Genomic DNA, 24,339 nt, shown 5'->3' with positions numbered 1-24,339 from the left:
GGCCGGTCACGCGGACGCCGACGGGCCCTTGACAGCGCGTTGTGGCGCGGGGCCGCAGGCGCCTCTACTGACTGGCCATTCAGTCAGTGGGGGTCTCGGGGTCATCTTCTACGCGCTGGGTGCGAAGACGCGGTGCGCCGAGGGGTGAGCACCACGGGATAGCGTGCGGCCCATGGGCGATGCGTACGTATGGGTGGCCGATCTCGACGCCCGGCCGGAGGAAGCCGCCGTGCTCGCCGGCCGGGTCATGGTCTGGCTGGAGCACCGTGGCATCGTCCAGGGCGAGCTGACGAACTGCCTGCCCGGCGACGAACTCGGCCGGGCGCCGGGCCCGCACGCCGCGCGCGCCGTCAACGAGGACGAGGTGGCGTTGGGCGCGGCGTGTGGCGTCGGCATGGAGATCGAACGCCGTGTGTACGTGTGCGCGGACCTCTGGACGGCCACGTGCCCGGCCTGCGGCGCGACGACCGAGCCCGCCGACCGCGGGCCCGACATGTGGACGCGCGCGTGGGCCCCGCTGCTCGACGACCTGTACGCCTGGTTCGGGGGTACGGGGCCGGGCAGCGGGGCCTGCGTGTGGTGCGGGGAGCGGTCCGGGTTTCCCGACTGGACGATTGATCCACCGGTGGCGGTGGCGCACTTGGGGTTGGTGCTGTGGAACTGGCCGCCGCTGGCGGAGCGGTTCCTGGCGGAGCTCTCTGCAGTGCTGGGCGGCCACCGGCTGGTGACGGCCAGAACCACGGTCTGACGCGGTGCGGCGTCGGCGTCCCGGCGGGACGCACTGTTTCCCCACCCCGCGGGGCCGCCCCCAGACCCCCGGACGCCCTCCGGGCGTGTCCTCAAATGCTGGACGGGCTGGATGGTTGCCGCAACCAATTCAGCCCGTCCAGCATAGAAGAGCGCGTCCAGGCTGCCGGAGTCGGTGCGGGGAGTGTGTTCCGTGCGGTCGGTGCGTGTCACCTGTACCACCCGAACCGCTCCGCAATCACCGGCAGCCGGTCGGCGACGATCGCGTGCGCCGCGGCGCGCGGTGTCGAACCGCCCGCCTCCGCCCTCGCCAGCACCTGGTCGATCAGCGCGCGCATCGAACGCCGCGTGTACGCGAACGCCTCCTCCGCGTCGGCCCCGATGTCCCCGAACAGCGTCCACCACCACCAGGCGTTCGTACCGGAGTTGACGACCACGTCCGGCAGGACGGCCACCCCCCGCCCCGCCAGCAGCACCTCCGCGTCCGGCAGCACCGGCATGTTCGCCGCCTCGACGATCCAGCGGGCGGTGATCCGCCCCTCGTTCGAGGCGTCGACGGCGTACGAGACGGCAGCCGGAACCAGTACCTCCGCCTCCGCGGACAGCCAGGCGTCACCCGGCAGTTCGAGGTCTCCCGGACGCAACACGCCCCGGTCCACGGCCCCGTACGCGTCACGCGCGCCGAGCAGCGCTTCGACGTCCAGACCCTCCGGATTGGCGACGGTGCCCTTCACATCGGCCACGGCGACGATCCTCAGCCCCGCGCGGGAAAGGAAGCGCGCGGTCGGCGCCACCCATGGTGCCCAGGCCCTGTATGGAGACACGTGTCCCCTCGTACGCGACACCCGCGCGGTCGAGCGCCGCGAGTACCGACTCGGCGACGCCGCAGCCGCCGACCAGCTCGTCGAGCCCGATGCCGTCGACCTCGACGGCGAACGCGTCGGCGAGCCGCTGCCGCGCCGCCACCTCGTCGTCGAGCAGCGGATAGACGGCCTGAATGGACGAGACGAGACCGGCCTCGGCAGCGGCCTTGTCGACGAATGTGCTGGGTCAGGCCGAGGTCCTCACCGGTCGTCCAGAAGGTCTCGATGTGCGGACGCATCGCGCGCAGGTAGCGCACCAGAATGCCGTACGCCTCGGGGTCCTGCGGGTCGCAGTCGATCCGCCCTTGGCTCCGCCGAGCGGTATGTAACGGCCTTCCGCGTTGTAGTGGAGTGCCTCCTTCATCGTCATGCCACGCGCCAGGCCCGCGACCTCGTCGAGGGTGCAGCCCTCGCGCATGCGCAGACCGCCGCTGGACACACCGCGCACGAGCCGGTCGACGACCAGGAAGCCCCGGCGCCCTGAGACGTGATCGGTCCAGGTCTGTGAGATCAGGGGGGCGTTCATACGGTGCTCTCTCCTCCGGAACGGTGATGACAGTGGGGCGGTGGGTGTTCAGCGCCCGCACCAGCGCCTCGGCGGGAGCGCCGGGCGAATCGGCGTGCGTCCCCGCGCCGCCGTACGCCCGGCACAGCGCGGGCAGGTCGACGCGTGGCAGGTCGGCGGCGGTCGGGGTGTCGCCGCGCGTTCATCTCGTCGCGGATCTCGCCGTATCCGCCGCTGTCGAACACGACGACCGGGAGCGGCAGTCCGAGCTGTGTCGCTGTCACCAGTTCCTGCACGGTGAACTGCAGCCCGCCGTCGTCCCCCGCGGCTGAGCGTCACGACCTGCCGTCCGGGGTACGCCGACTTCGCGCCGATGGCGGCGGGCAGGGCGTATCGGAGCGTGCCGAACCCGGTCGGATGGAGGTAGTGGCCGCGCGGGGCCGACGGGCAGGTGCGGGAGCGCACCGTAGTAACAGCACTGGGCGCTGTCCGAGGTGATCACTGCCAGTCAGTATCTGGAGCCGGAAGTGCCCCTCTCAACGAGGTGCGTTTACTGAACCGCCGATCAGCTCAAGTCATGCTCCGCGACCGCACGACGACCGGTTCCGCACGACGCCCCGCACGACGTCCCGTACCCCTCGGCGTACCCCGCCCCGCAACGCTCCCGTTCCCGCGCTGTCGTACCCGGCGCCCATAATGGGAAAGACACTGAGCCCCTGGAGGTCCTGTGACCGGCGCTGACGCCCTGCTACCGCTGCGCTCCCGGCTGCGCTCGCTGCGGACCGCCCCCTTCGGCGCGGACCCGGCGGGGGAGCGGATGGAGCGCATCCGCCGCTCGCCGAACTTCGCCGACGGGGTCTTCCAGAACCCGGTGGGCCCGCGGACGCGGCCCTCGGGGTCGACGCTCGAGCTGATGAAGGTCTACTTCCGCAAGGAGGAGCGGCGCCGCAGAGCGCCCGCCGGCCCCATCCCGCTGCACGCCACGACCCTCGCCGACCTGGCCGGGCCACCCGCCACAGGACTGCGCCTCACCTGGATGGGCCATTCGAGCGTGTTCGCCGAGATCGACGGCCGGCGCGTGCTCTTCGACCCGGTGTGGGGCGAGCGCTGCTCCCCCTTCTCCTTCGTCGGCCCCAAGCGGCTGCACCCGGTCCCGGCCCCCCTCGCGTCGCTGGGTCCGCTCGACGTGGTCGTGATCTCCCACGACCACTACGACCACCTCGACATGCCCACGATCCGCGCGCTCGCCGGCACCCGCACGGCTTTCGCGGTGCCGCTCGGCGTCGGAGCGCACCTGGAGCGCTGGGGCGTACCCGCCGAGAGGGTGCACGAGCTGGACTGGAACGAGTCGGTGAAGATCGCCGGCCTCAGTCTGACCGCGACCCCGGCCCGCCATTTCTGCGGCCGCGGTCTGCGCAACCAGCAGCACACCCTCTGGGCGTCCTGGGCGGTCGCGGGACCGGAGCACCGGGTCTACCACAGCGGCGACACCGGCTACTTCGAAGGCTTCAGGGACATCGGCGCCGAGCACGGCCCGTTCGACGCGGCCATGATCCAGATCGGCGCGTACAGCGAGTACTGGCCCGACATCCACATGACACCGGCGGAAGGCGTTCAAGCCCACCTCGACCTGCAGGGCTCCAAGCCCCACGGCGTGCTGCTGCCGATCCACTGGGGGACGTTCAACCTCGCTCCGCACGCGTGGGCGGAGCCAGGGGAGTGGACGAGGGACGCCGGGCGGGAAGCAGGGCAGGCGACTGCGTTTCCCCGGCCCGGCGAGCCCTTCGAGCCTGCCGGTGTCCTCCCCGAGGACCCCTGGTGGCGGGCCGTATGCCAGCCTCTTGCCCACCCCTGGCGCGCCCGGAAGGCAGCGACCGCCGCTCCGGAAGCGGCCCCCCGAGGCGATCTCGACCTCGCCGGCGAGCGGTGACGCCGGGCTGCTCCTCGCGCTTTCGCCGCACGGCGCAACCTGTGCCTCACCGGCATCAACCTGCATTCGCCAGGGTGCGCCACCCTTCCCCTCAGGGTCTTTATGCAGCAGGTTTTGGTTGCGGCCTGCAAAGCATTCAGGCGATCGGTGGGAGGTATTCGCATGACGGCTTTATGGTGCGGTGTGCGTTTCGGGTACTCGGCGCTGTCGGTGACCCCTCGGGGGCGTCTGCTCAGGCATGATCTGTCGGACAGCCTCCGGCGATTCTTATATTGGCTTTCGTTTCCCTTGCAGGCGGTTGCCGACATATACCGAAGAGATGCAGGCGCAAAATTCGGCACTGGCGCAGCGATCAATCTGATTCCGCCGGCGCTGTTTCATGATGAATACCGGACGGGCTTCAGGCCCTCGGCTCCTGCGGAGTCGGACCAGCTTTCCGGGCAGGCCGCACAGTTCGAATGCCCGCTGTGCCGAAAGCTCACCGTGGACGCGGAGCCGGAATGACGCCGAGGCGCGGCCTCTGAAGGCGGGGTGGTGTGAGGACCGCTCCGGCCACGGCCATCTGCCGTGCGCGACGCCGAAGGGGCCGCGGAAGGGCGGCGAGGACTGAGCGCTGGTGTCTGCTCGGCCTCGCCGCCTTCCGTTCTTCCTCCCCGACGCCCCCGACGACCCCGACCCCCTGGCCCCCCGAGCCGCGGCCCCCGTCCCCGTCGCCCGGCCCCGAGCCCCCCGTTCCTGCGAACTAGCCGATGAAGATGTCGTAGTCCACGATGCTGGTGCCGCTCGGGCACTTGGCGTACGAGCCCCGCCGGTCACCCAGCCACGGCGCATTGCCGGGAGCCACCCTGCTCTGGGTGCAGTACAGGACCAACTGGTACCTGGTGGGACCGTTCCCGTCGCAGAACACCCGCGCCGACGTAGTGGTCCTGGACATCCAGCTGCACCCGGCCGCCGCGCTCGCCGTCGGCCGCACGCTCTCGGGGGCAGCCGCCGCCGTCGCCGGTACCGCCGCCATCGCGCTGCCCATCACGCCGATCACGGCGGCTGCACGGGCCACACTCTTGATCATCTGCTTTCCCTCCGTTGTGGTGACTGGACACGCTCATCGTGCAAGCGGGTCATTGGGCGGACCGGGGGTGATCCTTGAACGATGTCTTGGATATTCCTTGAATCCGCGCCCTGCGCTGCGAAGACTGAGTTCGACAGCAGGGGGGAGCGCCATGCAGGCCGCGGAGTTCTGCGTGCTCGGCGGGGTCCGGGCGCACGTGCGGGGCCGGGACGTCGACCTCGGTCATGCCCGGCAGCGACACGTGTTGGCTGTGCTGCTCGTCGAGGCCAACCGGCCCGTTTCCATGGACCAACTGCTCGACCGGGTCTGGGGGGAGAGAGCCCCACGCTCCGCCGTGACCACGCTGTACAGCTATCTGTCCCGGCTGCGACGGGCGCTGTCCACGACGGAGTTACGCCTGGTGCGCCGTCCTGGGGGATACACCGCCGAGACGAACCCCGACGCCGTGGATCTGCACCGCTTCCGTGCCCTGGTCCACCGGGCGCGCGGGGCACCGGACCACGTGGCGGCAGATCTGCTCCAGGAGGCGCTGCGGTTATGGGCCGGTGAGGCGTTCCCCGCCGCGGACACACCATGGTTCACCCACCTCCGGGAAGTTCTGACGTCCGAACGCCAGGCGGCCGAACTGGACCTCAACGACGTACTCCTGCGGCAGGGGCGCGAGTCGGAGGTACTGCCACAGCTGATCTCCGGAGTGTCCACGCACCCCTTCGACGAACGGCTGGCCGGGCAGCTGATGCTGGCGCTGCACAGGCAGGGCCGTACGGTTCGGGCGCTTGAGCACTATCAAGTACTCCGGCAGAACCTCGACGAGGAACTCGGCCTCACCCCCGGCGCATCGCTCCAGCGGCTTCACCAGGAGCTCCTCCGGTCGGGACCGGCCGGGCCGCCGCCCGCCGCCCCGGCCTCCGTACCCACCGAGGCGTCGACCGCCGCGCCACGGCCACCGGTCGTGACGCCCCGCCAACTCCCCCTCGCCCCCGTCGGCTTCATCAGCCGTCAGCGGGAACTGGACGAGCTGGCCGGCCTCCTCGTCCCGCGCCGGCCGGAGCCGGGACCGCGCCCAGGTCCGGCATCGGAGTCGGAGTCGGAGTCGGCGCCGGGGCGCATCGCGGTCATCTCGGCGGCGGGCGGAGTCGGCAAGAGCTGGCTGGCCCTCCGCTGGGCCCACGATCACGCCGACCGCTTCCCCGACGGCCAGCTCTACGTGGATCTACGCGGCTTCGACCCCGCCGGGGAGCCGATGTCACCGGCCGAGGCCCTGCGCGGATTCCTCGACGCGCTCGGGGCGCCGCCCGACGCCGCCCCGGAAGACCTTCAGGCCCAAGGCGGCCTCTACCGCAGCCTGCTCGCCGACAAGCAGATCCTGGTCGTACTGGACGACGCCCACGACGCGCAGCAGGTCGTCCCCCTCCTGCCCGGGAGAAGCGGGTGCGCCGTACTGATCACCAGTCGCAACCGGCTCACCCCCCTGCTGGTCACCCACGGCGCTGTGACCGTCTCGCCCACCCCCTTCCACGCGTCGCAGGCCCGCGAACTGCTCGCCCACCGCCTGGACTCCAGCCGGCTCGACGCCGAGCCGCAGGCCGTCGCGGCCATCGTCGACTACTGCGCGGGTCTCCCGCTCGCGCTGAGCCTGATGGCCGCCCGTGTCGCGTCGCACCCCGAGTTCCCCCTCGCCGCCCTGGCCGACGAACTGGCGGACGCGTCGAGCCGCCTCGACGTGCTGGACGCCGGCGGCATGACGGTGAGTCTGCGGACGGTACTCGCCACATCGCACCGAGCCCTCAGCAGCTCCGCCGGCCGGCTCTTCGCGCTGCTGGGACTGGTGACGAGCACGGACATCGGCCTGGACGCCGCCACAAGTCTCGCCGGCATCACCCGCAGCCGTGCGAGGACCCTGCTCGCCGAGCTGGAAGCCGCACACCTCGTCCAGCAGCACCGGCCCGGCCGATACCGGATGCACGACCTCGCCCACCTGTACTCCGGCGAACTGGCCGCCCTGGACCGCGCTCAGGAGAACGCCGAAGCCCGAGCGCGACTGATCGACTTCTACCTCCACACCGCGTTCGCAGCCAACCTGCTCCTCGACGGCCCCCACACCCCCTTCCGGCCCGATCCCGAGCCACCGGCCCACGGGTGCGCGCCCCTCGCGCCCGCGAACACCACGGACGCCCTGCGGTGGTTCACCGAGGAGCACGCCTGCCTCCTCGCCGCCCAGGAATCAGCCCTGACCGCCGGCCTGCCGGCCCGGGCCGTGCAGCTCGCCTGGGCCCTGATCTCGTACCAGCTCGGGTCACATCACCTGGAGGCGTACTCCCGCGTCTGGCACACGGCCCTGGCAGCGGCCGAGCAGCAGCCGGAGAACGTCCTCCCGCGGGTGCTCGCGCACTGGCGGCTGGGGCACTTCCACGGCCTGAGCGGGCGTCGCTCCGAAGCGCTGGACCACCTGCACGGTGCCCTGGACCTGTCGGAGGCGGCCGGTGATCCGACGGCCCAGGCGCACATCTGCCGTACGCTCGGCAGGCTCTGGGAGATGCACGGCGACAACCGGAAGGCCCTTTCGTACGCCACCCGCGCGCTGCGGCTCTACCAGACGCTGGACAACCCGATCTGGCAGGCGAACCAGTTCAACGCGGTCGGCTGGATGCACGCCCAGCTCGGCGCGTACGACGAAGCACGCGACCACTGCGAGCGGGCGCACGGACTCTTCCTGAAACACGGGCGTCCCGGCGACGAGGCGTCCACGCTCGACAGCCTCGGCTACATCGCCCACCTCACCGGCGACCACGCCGCGGCCCTGGACTACTACCGGCAGGCGCTGGCCCACTTCCGGACGCTCGGCAACGGCTATGACGAGGCCGACACCCTGGCCAGGATCGCCGAATCGCACCGCGCCCTGAACCGGCCGGACGAGGCCCGCGCCGCGTGGGCACAAGCTCTCGTCCTCTATCGCGAGCAGGAGCGGGAGGCGGAAATCGGCCACGCCGAGGAAGCGCTCCGGATATGAGTTGATCTCGACCGTTACGAAGGCGGAGGCACGGGGGCCGTCTGCTTTTCGGTCTGTAGTACGACGCGTCATACCAGAGCGGGACGCTGTGCGGGCAAGTTTGGCAACTGCGCGTCGATCATGAAAGGTTGCCGACTACTGTGAGTGCCCGGCGATCAACATGGGGCCACATCACCCAAGTTGAGCCCAGACCGACCGTGGTCGAACAGACGCAGTAAGCCGACCCCTGGGGCCCCACGTACCGAGGACACTGATGTCTCAACTTCGCGCACCCGGCGCGCGTGCAGACCGCCGCGAGGGCGGGCGGCACGGACGGCCGGGCGCCCGGCCTCTTCCCGTACAGCCGATGCCCGACGTCCACATACGCCCCCAGATACTGCGCGCCGCCGTACTCCCGGCCGTTGTCGTCGCCCTCAGCGGCGCCGCGGCCGTGCTGTTCACCCTCCGCGCCACCACCGCCGAGCCGACGCGCAACTTATGGGTCGCGCTCGCCGGGGCCGGCGCCCTCGTCATCGTGTCGCTGGCCGCAGCCGTCGTGGGCGCGGACCGGGCCGCCAAGACCGTGCTGGACCGCTGCAACGCACTGCGCAGGACCAGCGCGCGCGGGCAGGCCGACCTGCGCGCGGTGGTCGAGCAACTGCGGCGTGGCGAGGGGCCGCCCAGCCGGCGTACGCCGCCCCCCGGAACGCGGGGCGGCGACGAATTCGACCGGCTGGAACTGGACATGGCGCGCGCGCACGACGCCGCCGTGGGCGCCGTCGTACAGGCATCGCAGCTGTCCAGCAGCGCGGGTACGGACCAGAAGGTCGAGGTCTTCGTCAACCTGGCCCGCCGGCTCCAGTCGCTCGTACACCGGGAGATCCAACTCCTAGACGAGCTGGAGAACGATGTCGAGGACCCCGAGCTGCTCAAGGGCCTTTTCCACGTCGACCATCTCGCCACCCGCGTCCGCAGGCACGCGGAAAACCTCGCCGTCCTCGGCGGCGCGGTCTCCCGCCGCCAGTGGAGCAACCCGGTGACCATGACGGAGGTACTGCGCTCCTCGATCGCCGAGGTTGAGCACTACTCACGCGTCAAACTGGTGCCGCCCATCGACGGCACCCTGCGCGGCCACGCCGTCGCCGACGTCATTCACCTCCTCGCCGAACTCGTCGAGAACGCCACGGTGTTCTCCGCTCCGCAGACCACCGTGCTGCTCCGCGCCCAGCACGTCAGCGCGGGCCTGGCCGTCGAAGTCGAGGACCGGGGCCTGGGCATGCCCGTCACCGAGCAGAACAAGATGAACGCCCTGCTGCGCGACCCGGAAAACGTCAACGTCGGCCGCCTTCTCCACGACGGCCGCATCGGCCTCTTCGTGGTGTCGGCACTGGCCCGCAGGCACGGCATCACGGTCCGCCTCCAGGCCAACATCTACGGCGGTGTACAGGCCGTACTCGTCCTGCCGCAGGCGCTGCTGGGCGCAGAGGACCAGGACGGTCCCGGCCGGGCGGCGGCCGCCGGGGCCCGGCACGCGGCCCCGGCCCCCGCGGCGCCGGCCGGGAGCGCGTCCCCCGTCACGTCCCCCCACGCGCCCGCACCCGCACCCGCTGACCACGGCAGGAGTCACGCACCCCTCCCAGTGCGCGGCGCGCGGGAGGACCGCCCCACCCCCGCCGCTGCCCGCCCGGGCACCGACCGCGTCACGCGACCCGGCCTCTCCTCGGAGCCGGCCCACACCCGGGTCCAGCCGCGCGCCACCGGATACGTACGCGACACCACGAGCCGCCCCAGCCTGCCCAGGCGCCGCAGCCAGGAAAACCTGGTGCCCCAGCTCCGAGAAGCCCCCGTCACGCGCCAGGACGACGAATACCCCGCCCTCCACGACCCGGGTCTGATGGCGGCCTTCCAGCGGGGCATCGGCCTGGCGGAGGCCCAGCCGGACCCGCACCCCGTACCGCTCCCTGTACCGCCCCCCGTACCGCACCAGGACCAGGCGCTGGACCCCGCCACCACCCCGGCAGTCGCCCCCGCGCCCGCCCCCGGAGCCGCGCTCGCGCACGCCCCGGCCCCCCGCCCGGCTCCGGAGCACCCTCCGCAGCCGTACCCCCTGCGCGAGGGCGACGCCGGCTGACCACTGCCTCCGCCCTCCCGCCCCTCCTCACCCTTCCACCGCAGTACCCCAAGGAGTAGATGCACCATGGCGAGTGATGCGCCGACCGGTCAAGTAACGGATCTCGACTGGCTGTTGAGCGGGCTGGTCCAGCGTGTTCCCTTCACACGCAACGCGGTTCTGCTCTCCTGCGACGGCCTGGTGAAGTCGGTCCACGGCCTCGACAACGACAGCGCCGACCACATGGCCGCCCTCGCCTCCGGCCTGTACTCGCTCGGCCGTAGCGCGGGCGCCCGTTTCGGCGACGGCGGCGAGGTACGCCAGGTCGTCGTCGAGCTCGACTCCACCCTCCTCTTCGTCTCCACCGCGGGCTCCGGCACCTGCCTCGCGGTGCTCGCGGGCCGCGAGGCGGACGCGGCCGTGCTGGGCTACGAGATGGCGATGCTCGTCAAGAGCGTACGGCCGTACCTCGTCACACCGGCCAGGCAGCGGGCGGGCGTACCGAGCGCCACGGGACGCTGATGGGGCCGCTCCCGCAGGACGGGCCGTGGCTCGACGACGCGGCCGGCCGGCTCATCCGCCCCTACACGGTGAGCGACGGCCGCACCCGCCCCACGACGGACCTCGACCTGCTGACCATGGTGCGGGTCACCGGGGCGGAACCCCTCATGCACATCGGTCCCGAGCACGCCCAGGCCCTCGGCCTGTGCGCACACCCCACCTCGGTGGCGGAGATCGCGGCGTACCTGCGGCTTCCCGTGGTCGTCACCAAGGTGCTGCTTTCCGACCTGGTCGACTGCGGAGCGCTCACCACGCACGCGCCCCGCTTCGACGACCAGCCCAACGACCTCACCCTGCTGGAGGCAGTGCTCGATGGCCTACGACGACGGCTCTGACCTGTTTCCCACCGCGCTCAAGATCCTTGTCGCCGGCGGGTTCGGCGTCGGTAAGACGACCTTCGTGGGCGCGGTCAGCGAGATCGCACCACTGAGTACGGAAGAACTGCTCACCCAGGTGAGCGTGGGGACCGACAGCCTCGACGGTGTCGAGGACAAAGCCACGACGACCGTCGCCATGGACTTCGGCCGGATGACCCTCGACGAGCAGCACGTGCTGTACCTCTTCGGCACACCCGGCCAGGAACGCTTCTGGTTCATGTGGGACGAACTCTCCAAGGGCGCCCTGGGCGCCGTCGTGCTCACCGACACCCGCCGCCTCCAGGACAGCTTCGCGGCCCTGGACTTCTTCGAGCGGCGCGGCATCGAATTCGTCGTGGCCGTCAACGAGTTCGACGGTGCACACCGCTACGCACCGGAAGAGGTACGGGCCGCCCTCGACCTCCCGCAAGAGGTCCCGGTCGTGCTGTGCGACGCACGCATCGCCAGCTCAGGGATCAAGACGCTGGTCACCCTCGTCCGGCACCTGCTCACCATCACCTCGGCCGCACCGGGCCACGGAAACCACGGAGCACCCACATGACGTACGACCGGATCGGCCAACTGCTGCTCACCCCCGCCGACCCGGAGGCACCCGCGCGCGTGCGGAGGCTGCACCAGCTCGGACTCGGCGACCGGGCCGTGCCCGCCTTCGACACGTTCGCCGACCGGCTCGCGGAGGTGACCGGAGCGCCGTACTCCATGGTCAACTTCATTGATGAGAACCGGCAGTTCTTCGCCGGACTGCACACTCCTACCGGGACACACAGCGGCACCGACCCGGGCGCGGTCGCCGCCACGAGCCGCATCGGCCGCTTCCTCGCCCGCGATCACGGGTACTGCCCGCATGTCGTCGCGCGGCGCAAGGCACTGGTCCTGGACGACGTGTGCGACTACCCGCGGTTCGCGGGCAACCCGGTCGTCGACGAGATCGGCATCCGGTCGTACATGGGGGCTCCCGTCATCGACCGTACGGACATCCTGCTCGGCACGGTCTGTGTCGTCGACACCGAACCGAGGCGGTGGGGGCGGGCGGGCCTGGAGACGATCAAGGCGATGGCCGCGGAGCTGGCGGAACTGATCCGCCGCCGCGAGGACGGCGCCGTCTGACAGGTCATACGTCCGTGACCGTGCCGTCGGGGAAGGCCAGCCGGACCAACGGTCCGTCCAGGACCTCGACGGTGATGGACTCGCGCAGCGCCAGGGGACACACCGTGCCACGGGACAGGGCGATCAGGGACACGTGCACGCTGTGCCCGCCCGGATGGGCTCCGAGCCGCAGATACGGCGTCGCGGAATGCGGGCCGTACGCATTGGCCTGTACGTCGCGCGAGACCCCGGCCGCCTCTTCCGCATCCCAGCCGTGCAGGGCGACGACCGCACTGGTGAGGCCGTCCGCCGTACGGACCAGGGCCCAGCCGGGGCCGGTCTCCGCCCGCGGGCGCTCCTTCGCCGCCACCGCGTGGCCGCCCTCGCGCACGCCCGCGCCCTCCGGGGCCTCCAGCCGGTGCACCCGTACCTCCCACGATCCGAACAGCACACTGGTCGTGTCGATGCGGAACTCACGCGCGTCGCCCGGAAGTCGCGCGAGGTGCCAGGAGGACGCGGTACGGCCCGCGCAGGTGCCCGGATGGATCCGGAGCCGGCGGGAGGGGGCGCCGTCGGCGGGCGCGAGGAGGGCGATGTGGTTGTCGACGGCGCGCGACCAGGCGTGCGGAGCGGCGTCGGGCGCCGTCGCCGAGGAGTAGCCGAGCTTCGCGTAGTGCGGGTCGTCCTCGGCATCGCCGGTGAGCGGGTTGTGGTCACTGCCGTGGTTGACGAGGCGCACGATGCCGTCGTGGCGGGTGCCGTGGAGCAGCCAGCCGGGAGCGGGGAGCGCGGTGTACTGGTCGGACTCCTCGACCGGGAGCGGCAGTTCGCGCTCGGTCCACGTGGGGTGGTCCGCGGGCAGGAGGAGGCCGAGGAACCCTTTGCTCGCCCAATAGGGGGAGGCGGGACCGGAGTACGGCTGGGTCGACGGGAGGAAGGTGTCGTACCAGCCGAGCGTCAGCAGCCCGCGCTCGTCGGGGACGCCGCGCTCCGCGAAGTGCCGGAGCGCACCCGAGGCGAGGCGGCGGGTGAGGCCCGGCCGCAGCGGTGTGCAGTCGGCGAGCGCGCCCATCCATGCGGGGGCGACGGACGCGAAACGGTAGGTGAGGGAACGGCCCTGGTGGACGGGGGCGCCGTCGCCGCCGAAGAAGTGCGGGTAGGTGGTGAGGAACCGGTGGAGGCGGTCCTGGTAGACGGGGGTGCGACCGCCGTCGTCGGTGCCTGCCATCCGGGACCACAGCAGCGGGTAGAGGTGCATCGCCCAGCCGATGTAGTAGTCGAAGTTGCGGCCGTCGCCGTCGGTGTACCAGCCGTCGCCGGCGTACCAGTCCTCGATACGGTCGAGGCCGCCCTCGATGTCGGAGCGGCTGTGCGGTGCGCCGACGGAGGCGAGGAACTGCTCGGACACCACCTGGAAGAGCCGCCAGTTGTTGTCCCACGTACGGGCGCCGACGAAGCCGGAGAACCAGTCGGCCACCCGCTCCTGGGCGGGCGTGTCGAGACGGTCCCAGATCCAGGGGCGGGTCTCGTGCAGGCCGACGGCGATCGAGGCGGCCTCGACCATCTGCTGGGAGCAGTCGGTGAGGCGTGGCCAGGCCTCGCCGGAGGCCGGATCGGTGCCCGTTGTCAGACCCTCCACGTACCTTTCGATCAAGCGCGGCTCGACGTCGCCGCCCGCCCCGGCGATCCGGAAGGAGGCCAGCAGGAATGAGCGCGCGTAGCCTTCGAGCCCGTCCGAGACCACTCCCGACGAGCTGCCCCGGCCCGGCAGCCGGTACTGCGCCAAGCCCGGCGTCGCGTACGGAACGAGCGCGTCCAGGAGGCGATCGGCGAGGGCCTCCCAGTGGGCGCGGGTCCAGCCGGTGCGGGGGGACAGGAGGCGGTCGGCCGGGGGGAGGCGCGGGTAAGGGGCGGGCATGGCGGGGAGCTCCTCGGGGGAGTGCGGGTGGGGCGGCGCTGCGGGGACAGGGGGCCTGCGGCGGGCTTGTTCCCCACCTCGCCCCTTCCCGAACCGGGCAAGCTCAACGTCGCAGGGCAACGGGCCGGCGCCGGTCCGGTGTGAGGCGCTCTCCCCTGGGGAGAGTCAGCCCCAGTACTCCGAGCACAGATGAGCACAGGCGAGCACAGACACCAGCAGACACCCAGGAGGCGTGCCCGATGAGCACCGCACACCGCACGGGAACGGCGACCGCAGGCGACGGCGCGCAGATCGCCGCGTACACCTGGCTGCCGGACAGCGGCAGGCCCCGCGCCCTCGTCCAGATCGCCCACGGCGCGGCCGAACACGCCCTGCGCTACGACCGCTTTGCCCAGCACCTGGTCTCGCGCGGCTACGGGGTGATCGCCTCCGACCACCGCGGCCACGGTGCGACCGCCGCCGCCACCGGTGGCTACGGCGTGGCCGGCGAGAACGGCTGGCGGGCGATCGTCGACGACCTCAAGGCGGTCGGCGACCAGGCCAGGGCGTTGCACCCCGGCCTGCCGGTCGTGCTGCTCGGCCACAGCCTCGGCTCCATGCTCGCCCGCGACTACGCGCAGGAGTACCCGGACGACCTGGCCGGCCTGATCCTCTCCGGCACCTTCCGTACGCTGCCGGGAGCCGAGCTGCAGGAGTCGATCACCGGCCTGGAGGCGGAGGTCGCGGAGCACGGCCGCGCGGCGATTTCCTCGTACATCCCCACCCTCTTCGCCTCCTTCAACGACCCGTACCCGCACCGCACGGGCTTCGAGTGGCTGTCGCGCGACGAAGCCGAGGTGGACGCGTACGCGGCGGACGAGCGGTGCGGCTTCGCCTTCAGCGCGGGCCTCGCACTCGACTGGGTGCACGCGGTCTGCAAGATCAACGACCCGCGCAATCTCGCCCGTATCCCCGCCGACCTGCCCGTCCACATCGCCGTCGGCACACAGGACCCCTGCAACCAGGGAATGACCCTCGTCTACGAGCTCCTGGAGGACTTCCGCTACCTCGGCACCGAGGACCTCACCTGGAAGGGTTACGAGGGCGCCCGCCACGAGATCCTCAACGAGACGAACCGGGACGAGGTCCAGGACGACCTGACCGCCTGGCTCGACAAGCGGGTCTGAAAGCGGTTCGTGCCCACCGGTCCAAGTGCGGTATTGTTCTCAAGCGCGTTCAGCCAGGGGAAACCCCAGGCCGCACGGGCACCGGGACGTGGCGCAGCTTGGTAGCGCACTTGACTGGGGGTCAAGGGGTCGCAGGTTCAAATCCTGTCGTCCCGACCAGCGTTTCTACGCAGGTCGGAGGTCGTATCGGAGCAATCCGATACGACCTTTTCCGTTTCCCGGGTCTGGGGGAGGGGGCAGCGGGTCATTCGGCCGCGACAGGGACGCTGTCGGCAGCGGTGCCGACAGCCGCGTGAACCGCCAGGTGGTAGACGGCGAAGGCGCGGTCGATCACCGGCTGGGCGACATTGCGCACGCGCACTCCGCCGCTGGTCATCCCGTGCTCGGTGCCCAGATGCGCGTGGCCGTGGACCGCGAGGTCGGCCCCGGACTCGTCCATCGCCTCGGCCAGCAGATAGCTGCCCAGAAACGGGAAGATCTCCGGCGGCTCACCCGCGAGAGTGTCCGGCACCGGCGCGAAGTGCGTCAACGCGATGCGCACGGAGCAACCGCGCGCCTTCAGCTCGTCCAGGGAACGCCGCAGGCCCTCGGCGCACCGCCGGGTGTACCGGATGAACTCCTTCATCTCCGGTTCGCCGAAATCGCCACCGCTGCGGCCCGCGAATCCGCCGCCGAAGCCCTTGGTCCCGGCGACACCGACTCGTACACCGCCGATGTCGAGGACGGTCCCCTGGCCCTCCAGCACGGTCACGCCCGCCTCACCGAGCACCGCCGTCACCTCGGCCTGCTGGTCACTGTGGTAGTCGTGGTTGCCCAGGACGGCCACCACCGGCACACCGAGCCCGGCCACCTCCTGGGCCACCACCCGCGCCTCCCCGGCCGTGCCGTGCCGCGTCAGGTCCCCTGCGAGCAGCAGCACGTCCGCGGAGTCCCTGATGGTTTCGAACGCGGGCCGGAGCACCCCCGCACTGTCCAGCCCCAGATGAATGTCGCCGACGGCCGCGATCCGGATCACGCGAGCTCCTCGGGGTGGTCGGGGGCGGTCGCGGAGACCACGATCAGGTCCTCACGCAGGGGCAGCCCGGCCAGTTCCTCCTTGGCCATGCGCAGGATCTCGTCCCGGCAGCCGGCACTGGAGACGGTGCCGGCGATCAGCACGCTGCTTCCGCGCAGCTCTATCCGTACGCCCATCTCGGCGTAGTCCCCACTGGCCAGATGCTCCCGCAGATGGGCGATGCGGTACTCGGCGGCGGATGTGTCGTTCACGGCCCTGCCTCCCGCGGGTCGATGACGTGCAGACGTTCGAGAAGGTAGAGAAACGCGTCCGGCATGGGCGAGTCCTGATGCTCGCGGCGCAGGCGGTCCCAGTCGATCTTCTCCCGCAGCGTCCGTGCGATGGGCAGTACGGCCCCGAAGTCGCAGTGGTGCTCCGAGAAGGCGTGGAGCTGGCTGCCCATGAGATCGGTGGGTGACAGTACGGGCATGTGAACGGAATCCACCGGAAGGGTCTGCGCCCGGCTCAGCAACTCCCTGGTCACCGGCTGCCGGGCGAGTTCGAAGATCAGGTCGATCTCCTCGCCGTGACTGCGCGCTTTGATCAGCCAGTCCTCCGGCGGGACACGCACCTCGATCCCGGCGGCCTCCAGAGCCTCCGTCACGGCCTCCGCGTCCTCGCGCAGGATGCAGAAGTCGGCGTCGTGCTGGAAGCTGGCCGGCACCCCATGGGCGTACGCCGCGACGCTCCCGACCAGGGCGAACGGGAACCCGCTGCTCTTGAGCCTGGCCGCCACATGCTTGGTGGCCGCCAAAATCGCCTGCGTGCGGTCCGGCGGCAGCGGCCAGGTGCCCTGCGTCGCCCCGGCGAGCGGCCCGACGGGCCCGCTGTCCACAGCTCGCCCCGCCGTCAGCCGCAGACCGGCCGGCTCGGGCCGGCTGCCGGGCTGAGGGGCCTCTTGTGAGTAACCGCGCACGGGTGCACCTTCCTCGTCGCCTATCCGGGCCCTGCGCTGGTGACGGTGAAGATCGCGCCGTCCGGGTCGCGCAGTGTCGTCTCCGTGCCGTACGCGGTGGGACCGTGCCCGAGGGCCGTGCCGCCGTGGCGGAGCGCTGCCTCGACCGTGGCCTCGACGTCGGGCACGGGGAAGTGGGCGTGCCACCGGGGCTGGATCAGGGGATCGGGGGCGGTGTCGACGGCGCCGGAGCTCAGCCGCGCCAGGATCTGCCCGTCCTGCAGCAATACGACTTCGTCCTCCTGGTACTCGACCTCGCAGCAGCCCGGCCGGCCACTGGCCCATTCGAGGACCTGCCCGTAGAAGATCGCCGCATCGAACGCGTCGCGGGTCCGCAGACGCAGCCACACGGGTGCGTTCTTGCGCCAGACGTGCCAGTCGGAGAAGAGCTGCCCCTCCCAGATGCCGAAGACGGCACCGTCACGGTCCGCTGCGATGGCGCCGCGGCCGGTCGCGAACCGGAGCGGCCCCACGGCGACGGTGGCGCTTCGCTCACGGATCCGGCTCGCGGTCTCGTCCACACTGGCGACGGCGAAGTAGGGCGTCCAGGTGACAGGCGCCCGCAGGGCGGTGTCGAGCGACCCGATTCCGGCGACGGGGTCACCGTCGAGCAGAGCGATGCTGAAGCCGCGACCGAGCCCGGCGCGCCGGAATTCCCAGCCCAGCACCGCGCCGTAGAAGGCTTGGGCGGGCTCCAGGTCGCGTGCCATCAGAGTGATCCAGCACGGAGCGCCGAAGATCTCGTGGCTCGAAGTTCTACCGGTGGCCGTCGTTTCCATTTCCATCGCACGTGTCCAGGTCGAATGGGGGCATGTGAGGCCAGTTTCGTAATCCATCCTGCCCCCGGGGGGCCGTACTGGCGAACCGCGTGAACACCCGGAGCAGGCCTTCGATCATGGAATTGTGTGTCAGTACCCGTGCTTGGAGGGTACTCGTCGTGCGCTGCGGGAAGCGGCCGACAGGGGTGACGCCGTACTGCGTTTGCGGAGAGAACACACCCGACGCAGGGTAGGCGGAGGCTGCCCATCGCGAGCAGCGGACCACTGATTCACGTTCGAAGGAGTAGCAATGCCCAAGGGTTCGAGCTCCAAGCGGGAACGTCAGTACGAGCACATCAAGGAAAGCGCCGAAGAGCGCGGCGCGGGCACCAAGCGGGCCAAGGAAATGGCCGCGCGGACCGTCAACAAGGAGCGGGCGCGCTCCGGCGAGTCCAAGACAGCGAGCAGGAGCTCGACCCAGGACAGGTCCTCCTCCAAGCGCGGAGGACAGCGTTCTGGGAGCAGCGGCTCGGAGGGACAGACGTACGACGAGCTGTACGCGGAGGCACGGCGCCGCAACATCCAGGGACGCTCGTCGATGAACAAGTCCGAACTCAAGCGCTCGCTCGGACAGTCCTGACCGACCCGGTCCCCGGTCACGACGAGTCACGGGGCTCGCGAGGCTCCAGAGGCCGGGTGGCGGGGCCGTGCAGCACCGCACCGTCCGTCCCGAAGCGCGATCCGTGACAAGGGCATTCCCAGACCTTCTCGGCGTCGTTGAACTGCACCAGGCACCCAAGGTGCGTACAGCGGGCCGAAACGACGCGGGCCTCGCCGGACTCGTCGCGGTACACCGCACAGCGGTGCCCCTCAAGGCGGACGACCGCGCCGCTGCCCGGCGGGACCTCGTCCACCGAGTCGACGTGACCGGTGTGCAGCCGATCGCCCACGAAGTGCCGGGCGACAGCGGTCTGGAACTTCGCCACCTCCGCCGTCTCCCGCACCTGGGGCAGGCGGCGCGGATCGTACAGATCTGTCCACGCGGGGCGCGGTCCGCCCACGACATGGGCGGCGAGCAGGCGGCCGGCCATCACGCCGTTGCTCATGCCCCAGCCGCCGAACCCCGTCGCCACGAACACGTGCTGGGTGCCCGGGTGCGCGTATCCCACGTACGGCAGATGGTCGCTGGAGTCGTTGTCCTGCGCCGCCCAGCGGTACGCCAGTTCCGCCTCCGCGAATCCCGGCATCCGTTCGCGCGCCCAGGCGTCCAGCCGGGCGAACCGTTCCCGTACGCCGCCGGCACCCGGCTCGAACGTCTCACCCGTGACGATCAGCAGCCGCCGTCCCTCGTCGTACGGCGCACTGCGCACCGAACGCACCCGGTCGGCCGGACTCATGTACATGCCTCTCGGCGCGTCACCGGAAGGCACCGGCGCGGCCAGCACCAGCTCCCGCCTCGGCTTCAGCCGGGTGAACAGGAGCGTGCGGTCGAACACCGGGTAATGCGTCGCGATGACGGCGTCGCGCACCGTGACCGTGAGCCCGCTCTCGGTCGACAGCCGGCAGCGCGCACCGTCGTGGAGCCCGGTGACGCGGGTGCGTTCATGGACGCGTCCGCCCGCGGCGGTGATCCGCTCGGCGAGAGCCACCAGAAACCTCCGCGGGTGGAACTGCAGCTGCCGCCGCACCCGCACCGCCCCGGCCACCGGGAAGGGCAGCTCCGTGTCGGTCACGAACGACGCGTCCAGGCCCGCCCGCCGGGCGGCCGCCGCCTCGTCCCTGAGCTCGTCCGCCCGCCGCGGATCCTCCAGATACGTACAGGCGTCCGCACGCTCCAGGTCGGCGTCGATGCCCAGCTCCTCGCAGAGTGCCGCTGTACGTTCGACGGCGTCCTGCTGCGAGAGCGCGTACAGCCCGGCGTTGTCGGCGCCGTGCGTGGCCTCCAGCCGGGCGTACCCCAGACCGTGCAGCGCCGTCAGCTTGGCCGTGGTGTAGCCGGTCACTCCGGCGGCGATCCGGTCCCCCTCCAGGAGTACGACGTCCAGGCCCGCCCGTACCAGCTCCCAGGCTGTGCACAGGCCCGCGATGCCGCCGCCGATGACGGCGACATCAGCGGTCAGGTCCGTGTCCGGCGGCGAATAGCGGGTGCCGGGGGCGGTAGCCATCCAGTACGACTCGTCGATGGTCGGACGCTCTGCAGCCATGGCTTTCGGCTTCCCCTTCTGCGGCTCGCGTAACGGCCGCGCCGAAGCCGCGGAGCTGCCCGCGGCTCAGCCCTCGACACCCGTCGAAGGGCCGCCCCGCACCCGGCGGCACTTCCACCTGACAGGCGAAGCGAAAACGGGGCACCCGCCGCGTAGCGGGACCGCCCGTACCGCGCAAGTGTCGAAACGACCGAGTCCTAGGAGGACGGCAGCATGCCCATCGCCACGGTGAATCCCGCCACCGGAGAGACCCTCAAGACATTCGAGGCGCTCGGAGCCGAAGAGGTCGAGCGGCGCCTGGCACTCGCCGCGACCACCTTCGCGCAGTACCGCACCACCGGCTTCGACCGGCGGGCGGAACTCCTGAACCGCGCCGCCGACCTGCTGGACGAGGACCGGCAGGACATCGCCCGCACCATGACCACCGAAATGGGCAAGACCATCACGGCCGCCCGCGCGGAAGCGGCCAAATGCGCGAAAGCGATGCGCTGGTACGCCGAGAACGCCCGGGAACTCCTGGCCGACGAGTACCCCTCCGCCCACGACGTGACGGACTCCGGGGCGTCCCGCGCCATCGTCCGCTACCGCCCGCTCGGCGTCGTCCTGGCCGTGATGCCGTGGAACTTCCCGCTCTGGCAGGTCGTACGCTTCGCCGCCCCCGCACTCATGGCCGGCAACGTGGGCCTGCTCAAGCACGCGTCGAACGTCCCGCAGACCGCCCTCTACCTGGAGGACCTCTTCCGCCGCGCCGGATTCCCCGAAGGCTGCTTCCAGACGCTGCTCATCGGATCCGGCGCCGTCGAGGACATCCTGCGCGACTCCAGGGTGGCCGCGGCGACGCTCACCGGCAGCGAGCCGGCCGGACGCTCCGTCGCGGCCGTCGCCGGAGACGAGGTGAAGCGGACCGTTCTGGAGCTCGGCGGCAGCGACCCCTTCGTGGTCATGCCGTCGGCCGACATCGAGCGGGCCGCCCGGACAGCCGTGACGGCACGGGTGCAGAACAACGGCCAGTCCTGCATCGCCGCGAAGCGTTTCATCGTCCACACCGATGTCTACGACGACTTCTGCGCGCGCTTCACCGCCGGAATGCGGGAACTGACCGTCGGCGACCCGATGCAGGAATCCACCGACGTAGGACCGCTCGCCAGCGAACAGGGACGCACCGACCTCGAAGAGCTCGTCGACGACGCACTGCGCCTCGGTGCCACGGCGCGGTGCGGCGCGCAGCGACCGGAGAAGCGGGACAAGGGCTGGTTCTACGAGCCCACCGTCCTCACCGGAGTCACGGACGGCATGCGCATCCACCACGAGGAGGCCTTCGGCCCCGTGGCCACGGTCTACCGCGTGTCCGGTCTCGACGAGGCGGTGACCCTCGCCAACGACTCGCCCTTCGGGCTGAGTTCCAATGTGTGGACGCGCGACGACGGGGAAGTCGAGCGGTTCGTGAGGGACCTGGACGCCGGCGGCGTCTTCGTCAACGGCATGACGGCCTCCCACCCCGCCCTGCCCTTCGGCGGAGTCAAGCGCTCGGGCTACGGCCGGGAGCTGTCGGGCCACGGCATCCGCGAGTTCTGCAACGTCACCACGGTGTGGCACGCCGCCGAACCGGCCGACAAGACGTGACCCAAGGCGAAAGTCACCGACTGGACGGGGGCTGTGACGGCCGGGCGGCCGGCGCTAGCGTGCCGCGTATGGAGAAGACTCTGTACGGCGCCCAGGTCGTGTTGCGCCCGCCCACGCCGGACGACATTCCCGTACTGGCCCGCATCCGTGCCGAGCCCGAGGTGCGCGCGATCTGGCGAGGCGGCGACGACCTGGTGGCGGCGGTCACCCAGGACCTCGCCGATCCGGACGTCACCACCCTGGTGATCCTGCACGAGGGCCGTACGGCCGGCGCCATCCAGTGGGGCGCCGAGCAGGACCCGGACTACCGCCACGCCAACATCGACATCTACCTGGACCCTGCGGTGCACGGCCGCGGCCTGGGCACGGACGCGGTGCGTACGCTCGCCCACCACCTGATCACCGACCTCGGCCACCACCGCATCGTGATCGACCCGGCAGCGGACAATGCCGCCGCCATCCGCTGCTACACCAAGGTCGGCTTCCGCCCCGTCGGCATCATGCGCGACTACGAACGCGGCCCGGACGGCACCTGGCACGACGGACTGCTCATGGACCTGCTGGCCGCCGACCTCACGACGGCGTGAGCGCGCCGGGCGCGCGAGGGCTGTGACGTACGAGGGCCAGAGCGGCGGCGTCGTCGCGCAGCCGTCCGCCGGCGGCGTGCCTGGAAACCTCGGCGAGCAACGCCTCGGTGAGGGCCTGCGGACACGGGCCGAAGTCCTGCCCCGCCACAGCGGTCTCGAGGTCGAAGAAGTCACGGTCGCCGTTACGGGCCTCTGTGACGCCGTCGGTCACCATCAGCAGCGAGGTACCGGGGGCAAGCGTGTGCGTGTCAACCCGCAGGGGCTCGTCCTGCGCGAACTCGAAATAGCCCAGCGGACAACCGGGCCACAGGCTCAGTTCGCGGGAATGTTCCGGAGAGACGACGATCGGCGGAACGTGCCCGCAGTTGACGAGCTCAAGAGTGCCGTCCGGGTCCGCCTGCAGCAGCAGGGCCGTCGCATACCGGTCGTCACCGCTGGCGCCCTGACGGCGACGCAGCGAGAGGTCCATGCGCCGGGCCACGGCGGCAAGGTCGGGCTCGTCGTACGCCGCCTCACGGAAGGCGCCCAGCAGCGTCACCGTGGCGTCCACGGCCGGGAGCCCCTTGCCGCACACGTCCCCCAGCACGAGGCGCAGCCCGTAAGGCGTCTGGAGCGCGTCGTAGAAGTCACCGCCGACCCGGGCCTCCGCCTCGGCGGCACGGTAGAAACCCGCCAGACGGTAGCCCTTCGTCGCCTGCGGCAAGGGCCGCAGCACCGCGCGCTGAACCCCGCCCGCCAGGGAACGTACGTGATCCAGGGTGCGCTCGCTGCCCTCCCGCGCGACGGCGGCGGCAATGCCCGCGACGGTCACCACCACGATGGCGATCGTCACCATCGGCAGGGCCGAGCCGCCCAGGGGCGTGCTGCCCCAGCGCAGCACCGTCTGCGTCGCGGCGGCCAGGACCCCGAAACCGAGGATTCCCAGCCACCGGTGAGCGATGGCCGCCAGTGCGGGAACGGCGGCGAGCACCGGCCCGACCGAGACGTCCGGCCCGGTCAGCAGCGCCAGGACCAGCGCCGCGGACCACACCAGCCAGGGCATCGCCGCCGCCAGCGTGCTGCCGCGCGGAGAAAGGGCCGCCAGGACGCACAGGGGCAGCGAACGAAGCAGACGGTCCGGCGGCATACCCAGGGGCCTCTCGAAGTGGACGGACCTGTCCATCGTGACGGGCGTCAGGCACCCCTCGCCAGTGGAACTTGTGCCCGTACGTACGGCTCTGGCGGGCCGGTTTGACTCGGGGGTGGGGGATCCGTAATGTTCTCCGAGCTGTCGCGGAGCCGGAACGGTTCTGCGGCTGCCACTACGTCGCGAGAGCGGCATTCCCAAACCCAGCACGTTTCCCGGTCCGGGAGAATTTCGGCATGCCGGAATTCATTCGACAGGCTCGATTATGAGCCGCCCGGGAAATCCGCTAGAGTTCGGGACGTCGGAACGGCCCAACAGCCGGAAAGACACAGAAACACCCCGCCGACGGGGAATCGGACACGAAAGAGCCTGATAGAGTCGGAAACACGAAATACCGAACGAAAGCCCGGAGGAAAGCCCCAGACGATGTTCTGTGGGTGAGTACAAAGGAAGCGTCCGTTCCTTGAGAACTCAACAGCGTGCCAAAAGTCAACGCCAGATATGTTGATACCCCGGCCCATCTTTGGTGGGTTGGTGGTTCCTTTGAAAAGTCCTGGGTCGTCACGTGTGACGGCCCGGGCGAACACAGCGAGGACGCTGAGAACAGCGGACCATATTCCGGTCCGATCTGTTCCGCTCTTTCGTGGTGCTAGCTCGATTACGAGCAAACATTCATGGAGAGTTTGATCCTGGCTCAGGACGAACGCTGGC

General features: G+C 70.9%; 21 protein-coding genes, 1 tRNA gene and 2 pseudogenes. 13 read left to right on the top strand and 11 right to left on the bottom strand.

The features are described 5' to 3' along the window. Nucleotides 1–172 precede the first annotated feature (172 nt). The gene (locus G412_RS0129860) at nucleotides 173–748 is read left to right on the top strand and encodes a hypothetical protein (RefSeq protein ID WP_028815249.1); all 576 of its coding nucleotides are present in this window, start codon (nucleotides 173–175) and stop codon (nucleotides 746–748) included. Between the two features lie 208 nt (nucleotides 749–956). Here the strand turns inward: G412_RS0129860 and G412_RS36625 are convergent. From G412_RS36625 to G412_RS41490, 3 genes and pseudogenes are all read right to left on the bottom strand, one after another. After that, a pseudogene (locus tag G412_RS36625) lies at nucleotides 957–2,136 on the bottom strand (Glu/Leu/Phe/Val dehydrogenase dimerization domain-containing protein). Continuing rightward, entirely contained in the window at nucleotides 2,133–2,399 is a 267-nt protein-coding gene (locus G412_RS41495) for a hypothetical protein (RefSeq protein WP_279626791.1), read from the bottom strand. The pseudogene G412_RS36625 and the gene G412_RS41495 overlap by 4 nt, the downstream one beginning before the upstream one ends. 106 nt (nucleotides 2,400–2,505) lie before the next feature. Continuing rightward, nucleotides 2,506–2,580: pseudogene (locus G412_RS41490) on the bottom strand (hypothetical protein); the annotation flags it as partial. A 262-nt stretch (nucleotides 2,581–2,842) separates the two neighbouring features. Between G412_RS41490 and G412_RS0129845 the strand changes: the two are divergent. Continuing rightward, nucleotides 2,843–4,045: an MBL fold metallo-hydrolase gene (locus G412_RS0129845; protein WP_028815247.1), complete on the top strand. Its 1,203-nt coding sequence runs from the start codon at nucleotides 2,843–2,845 to the stop codon at nucleotides 4,043–4,045. A 742-nt stretch (nucleotides 4,046–4,787) separates the two neighbouring features. Here G412_RS0129845 and G412_RS0129840 read toward each other — a convergent pair. Further along, the gene (locus G412_RS0129840) at nucleotides 4,788–5,114 is read right to left on the bottom strand and encodes a hypothetical protein (protein WP_028815246.1); all 327 of its coding nucleotides are present in this window, start codon (nucleotides 5,112–5,114) and stop codon (nucleotides 4,788–4,790) included. 151 nt (nucleotides 5,115–5,265) lie between these two features. Between G412_RS0129840 and G412_RS0129835 the strand changes: the two genes are divergently transcribed. The 6 genes from G412_RS0129835 (at nucleotide 5,266) to G412_RS0129810 (ending at nucleotide 12,258) form a co-directional block, all read left to right on the top strand. Continuing rightward, nucleotides 5,266–8,124 (top strand): AfsR/SARP family transcriptional regulator, encoded by a 2,859-nt coding sequence (locus G412_RS0129835; RefSeq protein WP_037650283.1) that lies wholly within the window; start codon nucleotides 5,266–5,268, stop codon nucleotides 8,122–8,124. A 253-nt stretch (nucleotides 8,125–8,377) separates the two neighbouring features. Continuing rightward, on the top strand, nucleotides 8,378–10,234 hold the full coding sequence (locus tag G412_RS36615; RefSeq protein WP_106964194.1) for a sensor histidine kinase: 1,857 nt from the start codon (nucleotides 8,378–8,380) through the stop codon (nucleotides 10,232–10,234). A 66-nt stretch (nucleotides 10,235–10,300) separates the two neighbouring features. Next, on the top strand, nucleotides 10,301–10,735 hold the full coding sequence (locus G412_RS0129825) for a roadblock/LC7 domain-containing protein (protein WP_028815244.1): 435 nt from the start codon (nucleotides 10,301–10,303) through the stop codon (nucleotides 10,733–10,735). Then, the gene (locus G412_RS0129820) at nucleotides 10,735–11,109 is read left to right on the top strand and encodes a DUF742 domain-containing protein (RefSeq protein ID WP_028815243.1); all 375 of its coding nucleotides are present in this window, start codon (nucleotides 10,735–10,737) and stop codon (nucleotides 11,107–11,109) included. The genes G412_RS0129825 and G412_RS0129820 overlap by 1 nt, the downstream gene beginning before the upstream one ends. Beyond that, the gene (locus G412_RS0129815; RefSeq protein ID WP_028815242.1) at nucleotides 11,087–11,692 is read left to right on the top strand and encodes a GTP-binding protein; all 606 of its coding nucleotides are present in this window, start codon (nucleotides 11,087–11,089) and stop codon (nucleotides 11,690–11,692) included. The genes G412_RS0129820 and G412_RS0129815 overlap by 23 nt, the downstream gene beginning before the upstream one ends. Next, entirely contained in the window at nucleotides 11,689–12,258 is a 570-nt protein-coding gene (locus G412_RS0129810; protein ID WP_028815241.1) for a GAF domain-containing protein, read from the top strand. The genes G412_RS0129815 and G412_RS0129810 overlap by 4 nt, the downstream gene beginning before the upstream one ends. Before the next feature lie 4 nt (nucleotides 12,259–12,262). Here the strand turns inward: G412_RS0129810 and G412_RS0129805 are convergent, their stop codons facing one another. Next, the gene (locus G412_RS0129805; protein WP_028815240.1) at nucleotides 12,263–14,155 is read right to left on the bottom strand and encodes a DUF2264 domain-containing protein; all 1,893 of its coding nucleotides are present in this window, start codon (nucleotides 14,153–14,155) and stop codon (nucleotides 12,263–12,265) included. Between the two features lie 239 nt (nucleotides 14,156–14,394). Here G412_RS0129805 and G412_RS0129800 point away from each other — a divergent pair, with 239 nt between their 5' ends. Beyond that, nucleotides 14,395–15,321 (top strand): alpha/beta fold hydrolase, encoded by a 927-nt coding sequence (locus G412_RS0129800; protein ID WP_028815239.1) that lies wholly within the window; start codon nucleotides 14,395–14,397, stop codon nucleotides 15,319–15,321. Between the two features lie 82 nt (nucleotides 15,322–15,403). Further along, nucleotides 15,404–15,480, top strand: a tRNA-Pro gene (locus G412_RS0129795). An 85-nt stretch (nucleotides 15,481–15,565) separates the two neighbouring features. Here the strand turns inward: G412_RS0129795 and G412_RS0129790 are convergent. The 4 genes from G412_RS0129790 to G412_RS0129775 are packed head-to-tail and all read right to left on the bottom strand — an operon-like array spanning nucleotide 15,566 to nucleotide 18,115. Next, complete coding sequence (locus G412_RS0129790) at nucleotides 15,566–16,336, bottom strand: metallophosphoesterase family protein (RefSeq protein WP_028815238.1); 771 nt, start codon at nucleotides 16,334–16,336, stop codon at nucleotides 15,566–15,568. Next, nucleotides 16,333–16,587 carry a hypothetical protein gene (locus tag G412_RS0129785; RefSeq protein ID WP_028815237.1) on the bottom strand — a complete coding sequence of 85 codons (255 nt, stop codon included), beginning with the start codon at nucleotides 16,585–16,587 and terminating at the stop codon, nucleotides 16,333–16,335. The genes G412_RS0129790 and G412_RS0129785 overlap by 4 nt, the downstream gene beginning before the upstream one ends. Then, nucleotides 16,584–17,291: a nucleotidyltransferase family protein gene (locus G412_RS0129780; RefSeq protein ID WP_051338696.1), complete on the bottom strand. Its 708-nt coding sequence runs from the start codon at nucleotides 17,289–17,291 to the stop codon at nucleotides 16,584–16,586. The genes G412_RS0129785 and G412_RS0129780 overlap by 4 nt, the downstream gene beginning before the upstream one ends. Nucleotides 17,292–17,311: 20 nt before the next feature. After that, the gene (locus G412_RS0129775) at nucleotides 17,312–18,115 is read right to left on the bottom strand and encodes a VOC family protein (RefSeq protein WP_028815235.1); all 804 of its coding nucleotides are present in this window, start codon (nucleotides 18,113–18,115) and stop codon (nucleotides 17,312–17,314) included. Nucleotides 18,116–18,398: 283 nt separating this feature from the next. Between G412_RS0129775 and G412_RS0129770 the strand changes: the two genes are divergently transcribed. Further along, complete coding sequence (locus G412_RS0129770; RefSeq protein WP_028815234.1) at nucleotides 18,399–18,728, top strand: hypothetical protein; 330 nt, start codon at nucleotides 18,399–18,401, stop codon at nucleotides 18,726–18,728. A 16-nt stretch (nucleotides 18,729–18,744) separates the two neighbouring features. On the opposite strand, the gene G412_RS0129765 is transcribed toward G412_RS0129770, so the two are convergent. Continuing rightward, a complete protein-coding gene (locus tag G412_RS0129765) occupies nucleotides 18,745–20,292 on the bottom strand; it encodes an FAD-dependent oxidoreductase (protein ID WP_028815233.1) in 1,548 nt (515 codons plus the stop codon). A 213-nt stretch (nucleotides 20,293–20,505) separates the two neighbouring features. Here G412_RS0129765 and G412_RS0129760 point away from each other — a divergent pair, with 213 nt between their 5' ends. Continuing rightward, nucleotides 20,506–21,915, top strand: coding sequence for an NADP-dependent succinic semialdehyde dehydrogenase (locus tag G412_RS0129760; RefSeq protein WP_028815232.1), 1,410 nt, complete (start codon nucleotides 20,506–20,508; stop codon nucleotides 21,913–21,915). Nucleotides 21,916–21,983: 68 nt separating this feature from the next. After that, nucleotides 21,984–22,502 (top strand): GNAT family N-acetyltransferase, encoded by a 519-nt coding sequence (locus G412_RS0129755; protein WP_028815231.1) that lies wholly within the window; start codon nucleotides 21,984–21,986, stop codon nucleotides 22,500–22,502. Here G412_RS0129755 and G412_RS0129750 read toward each other — a convergent pair. Next, entirely contained in the window at nucleotides 22,489–23,664 is a 1,176-nt protein-coding gene (locus G412_RS0129750; RefSeq protein WP_157839197.1) for a PP2C family protein-serine/threonine phosphatase, read from the bottom strand. The genes G412_RS0129755 and G412_RS0129750 overlap by 14 nt on opposite strands. Nucleotides 23,665–24,339 lie beyond the last annotated feature (675 nt).

The organism is Streptomyces flavidovirens DSM 40150 (assembly GCF_000429085.1).
Classification (GTDB): Bacteria; Actinomycetota; Actinomycetes; order Streptomycetales; family Streptomycetaceae; genus Streptomyces; species Streptomyces flavidovirens.
Note: the sequence above shows the minus strand (reverse complement) of the source record. Positions and strands in the feature narration are given on the sequence as shown.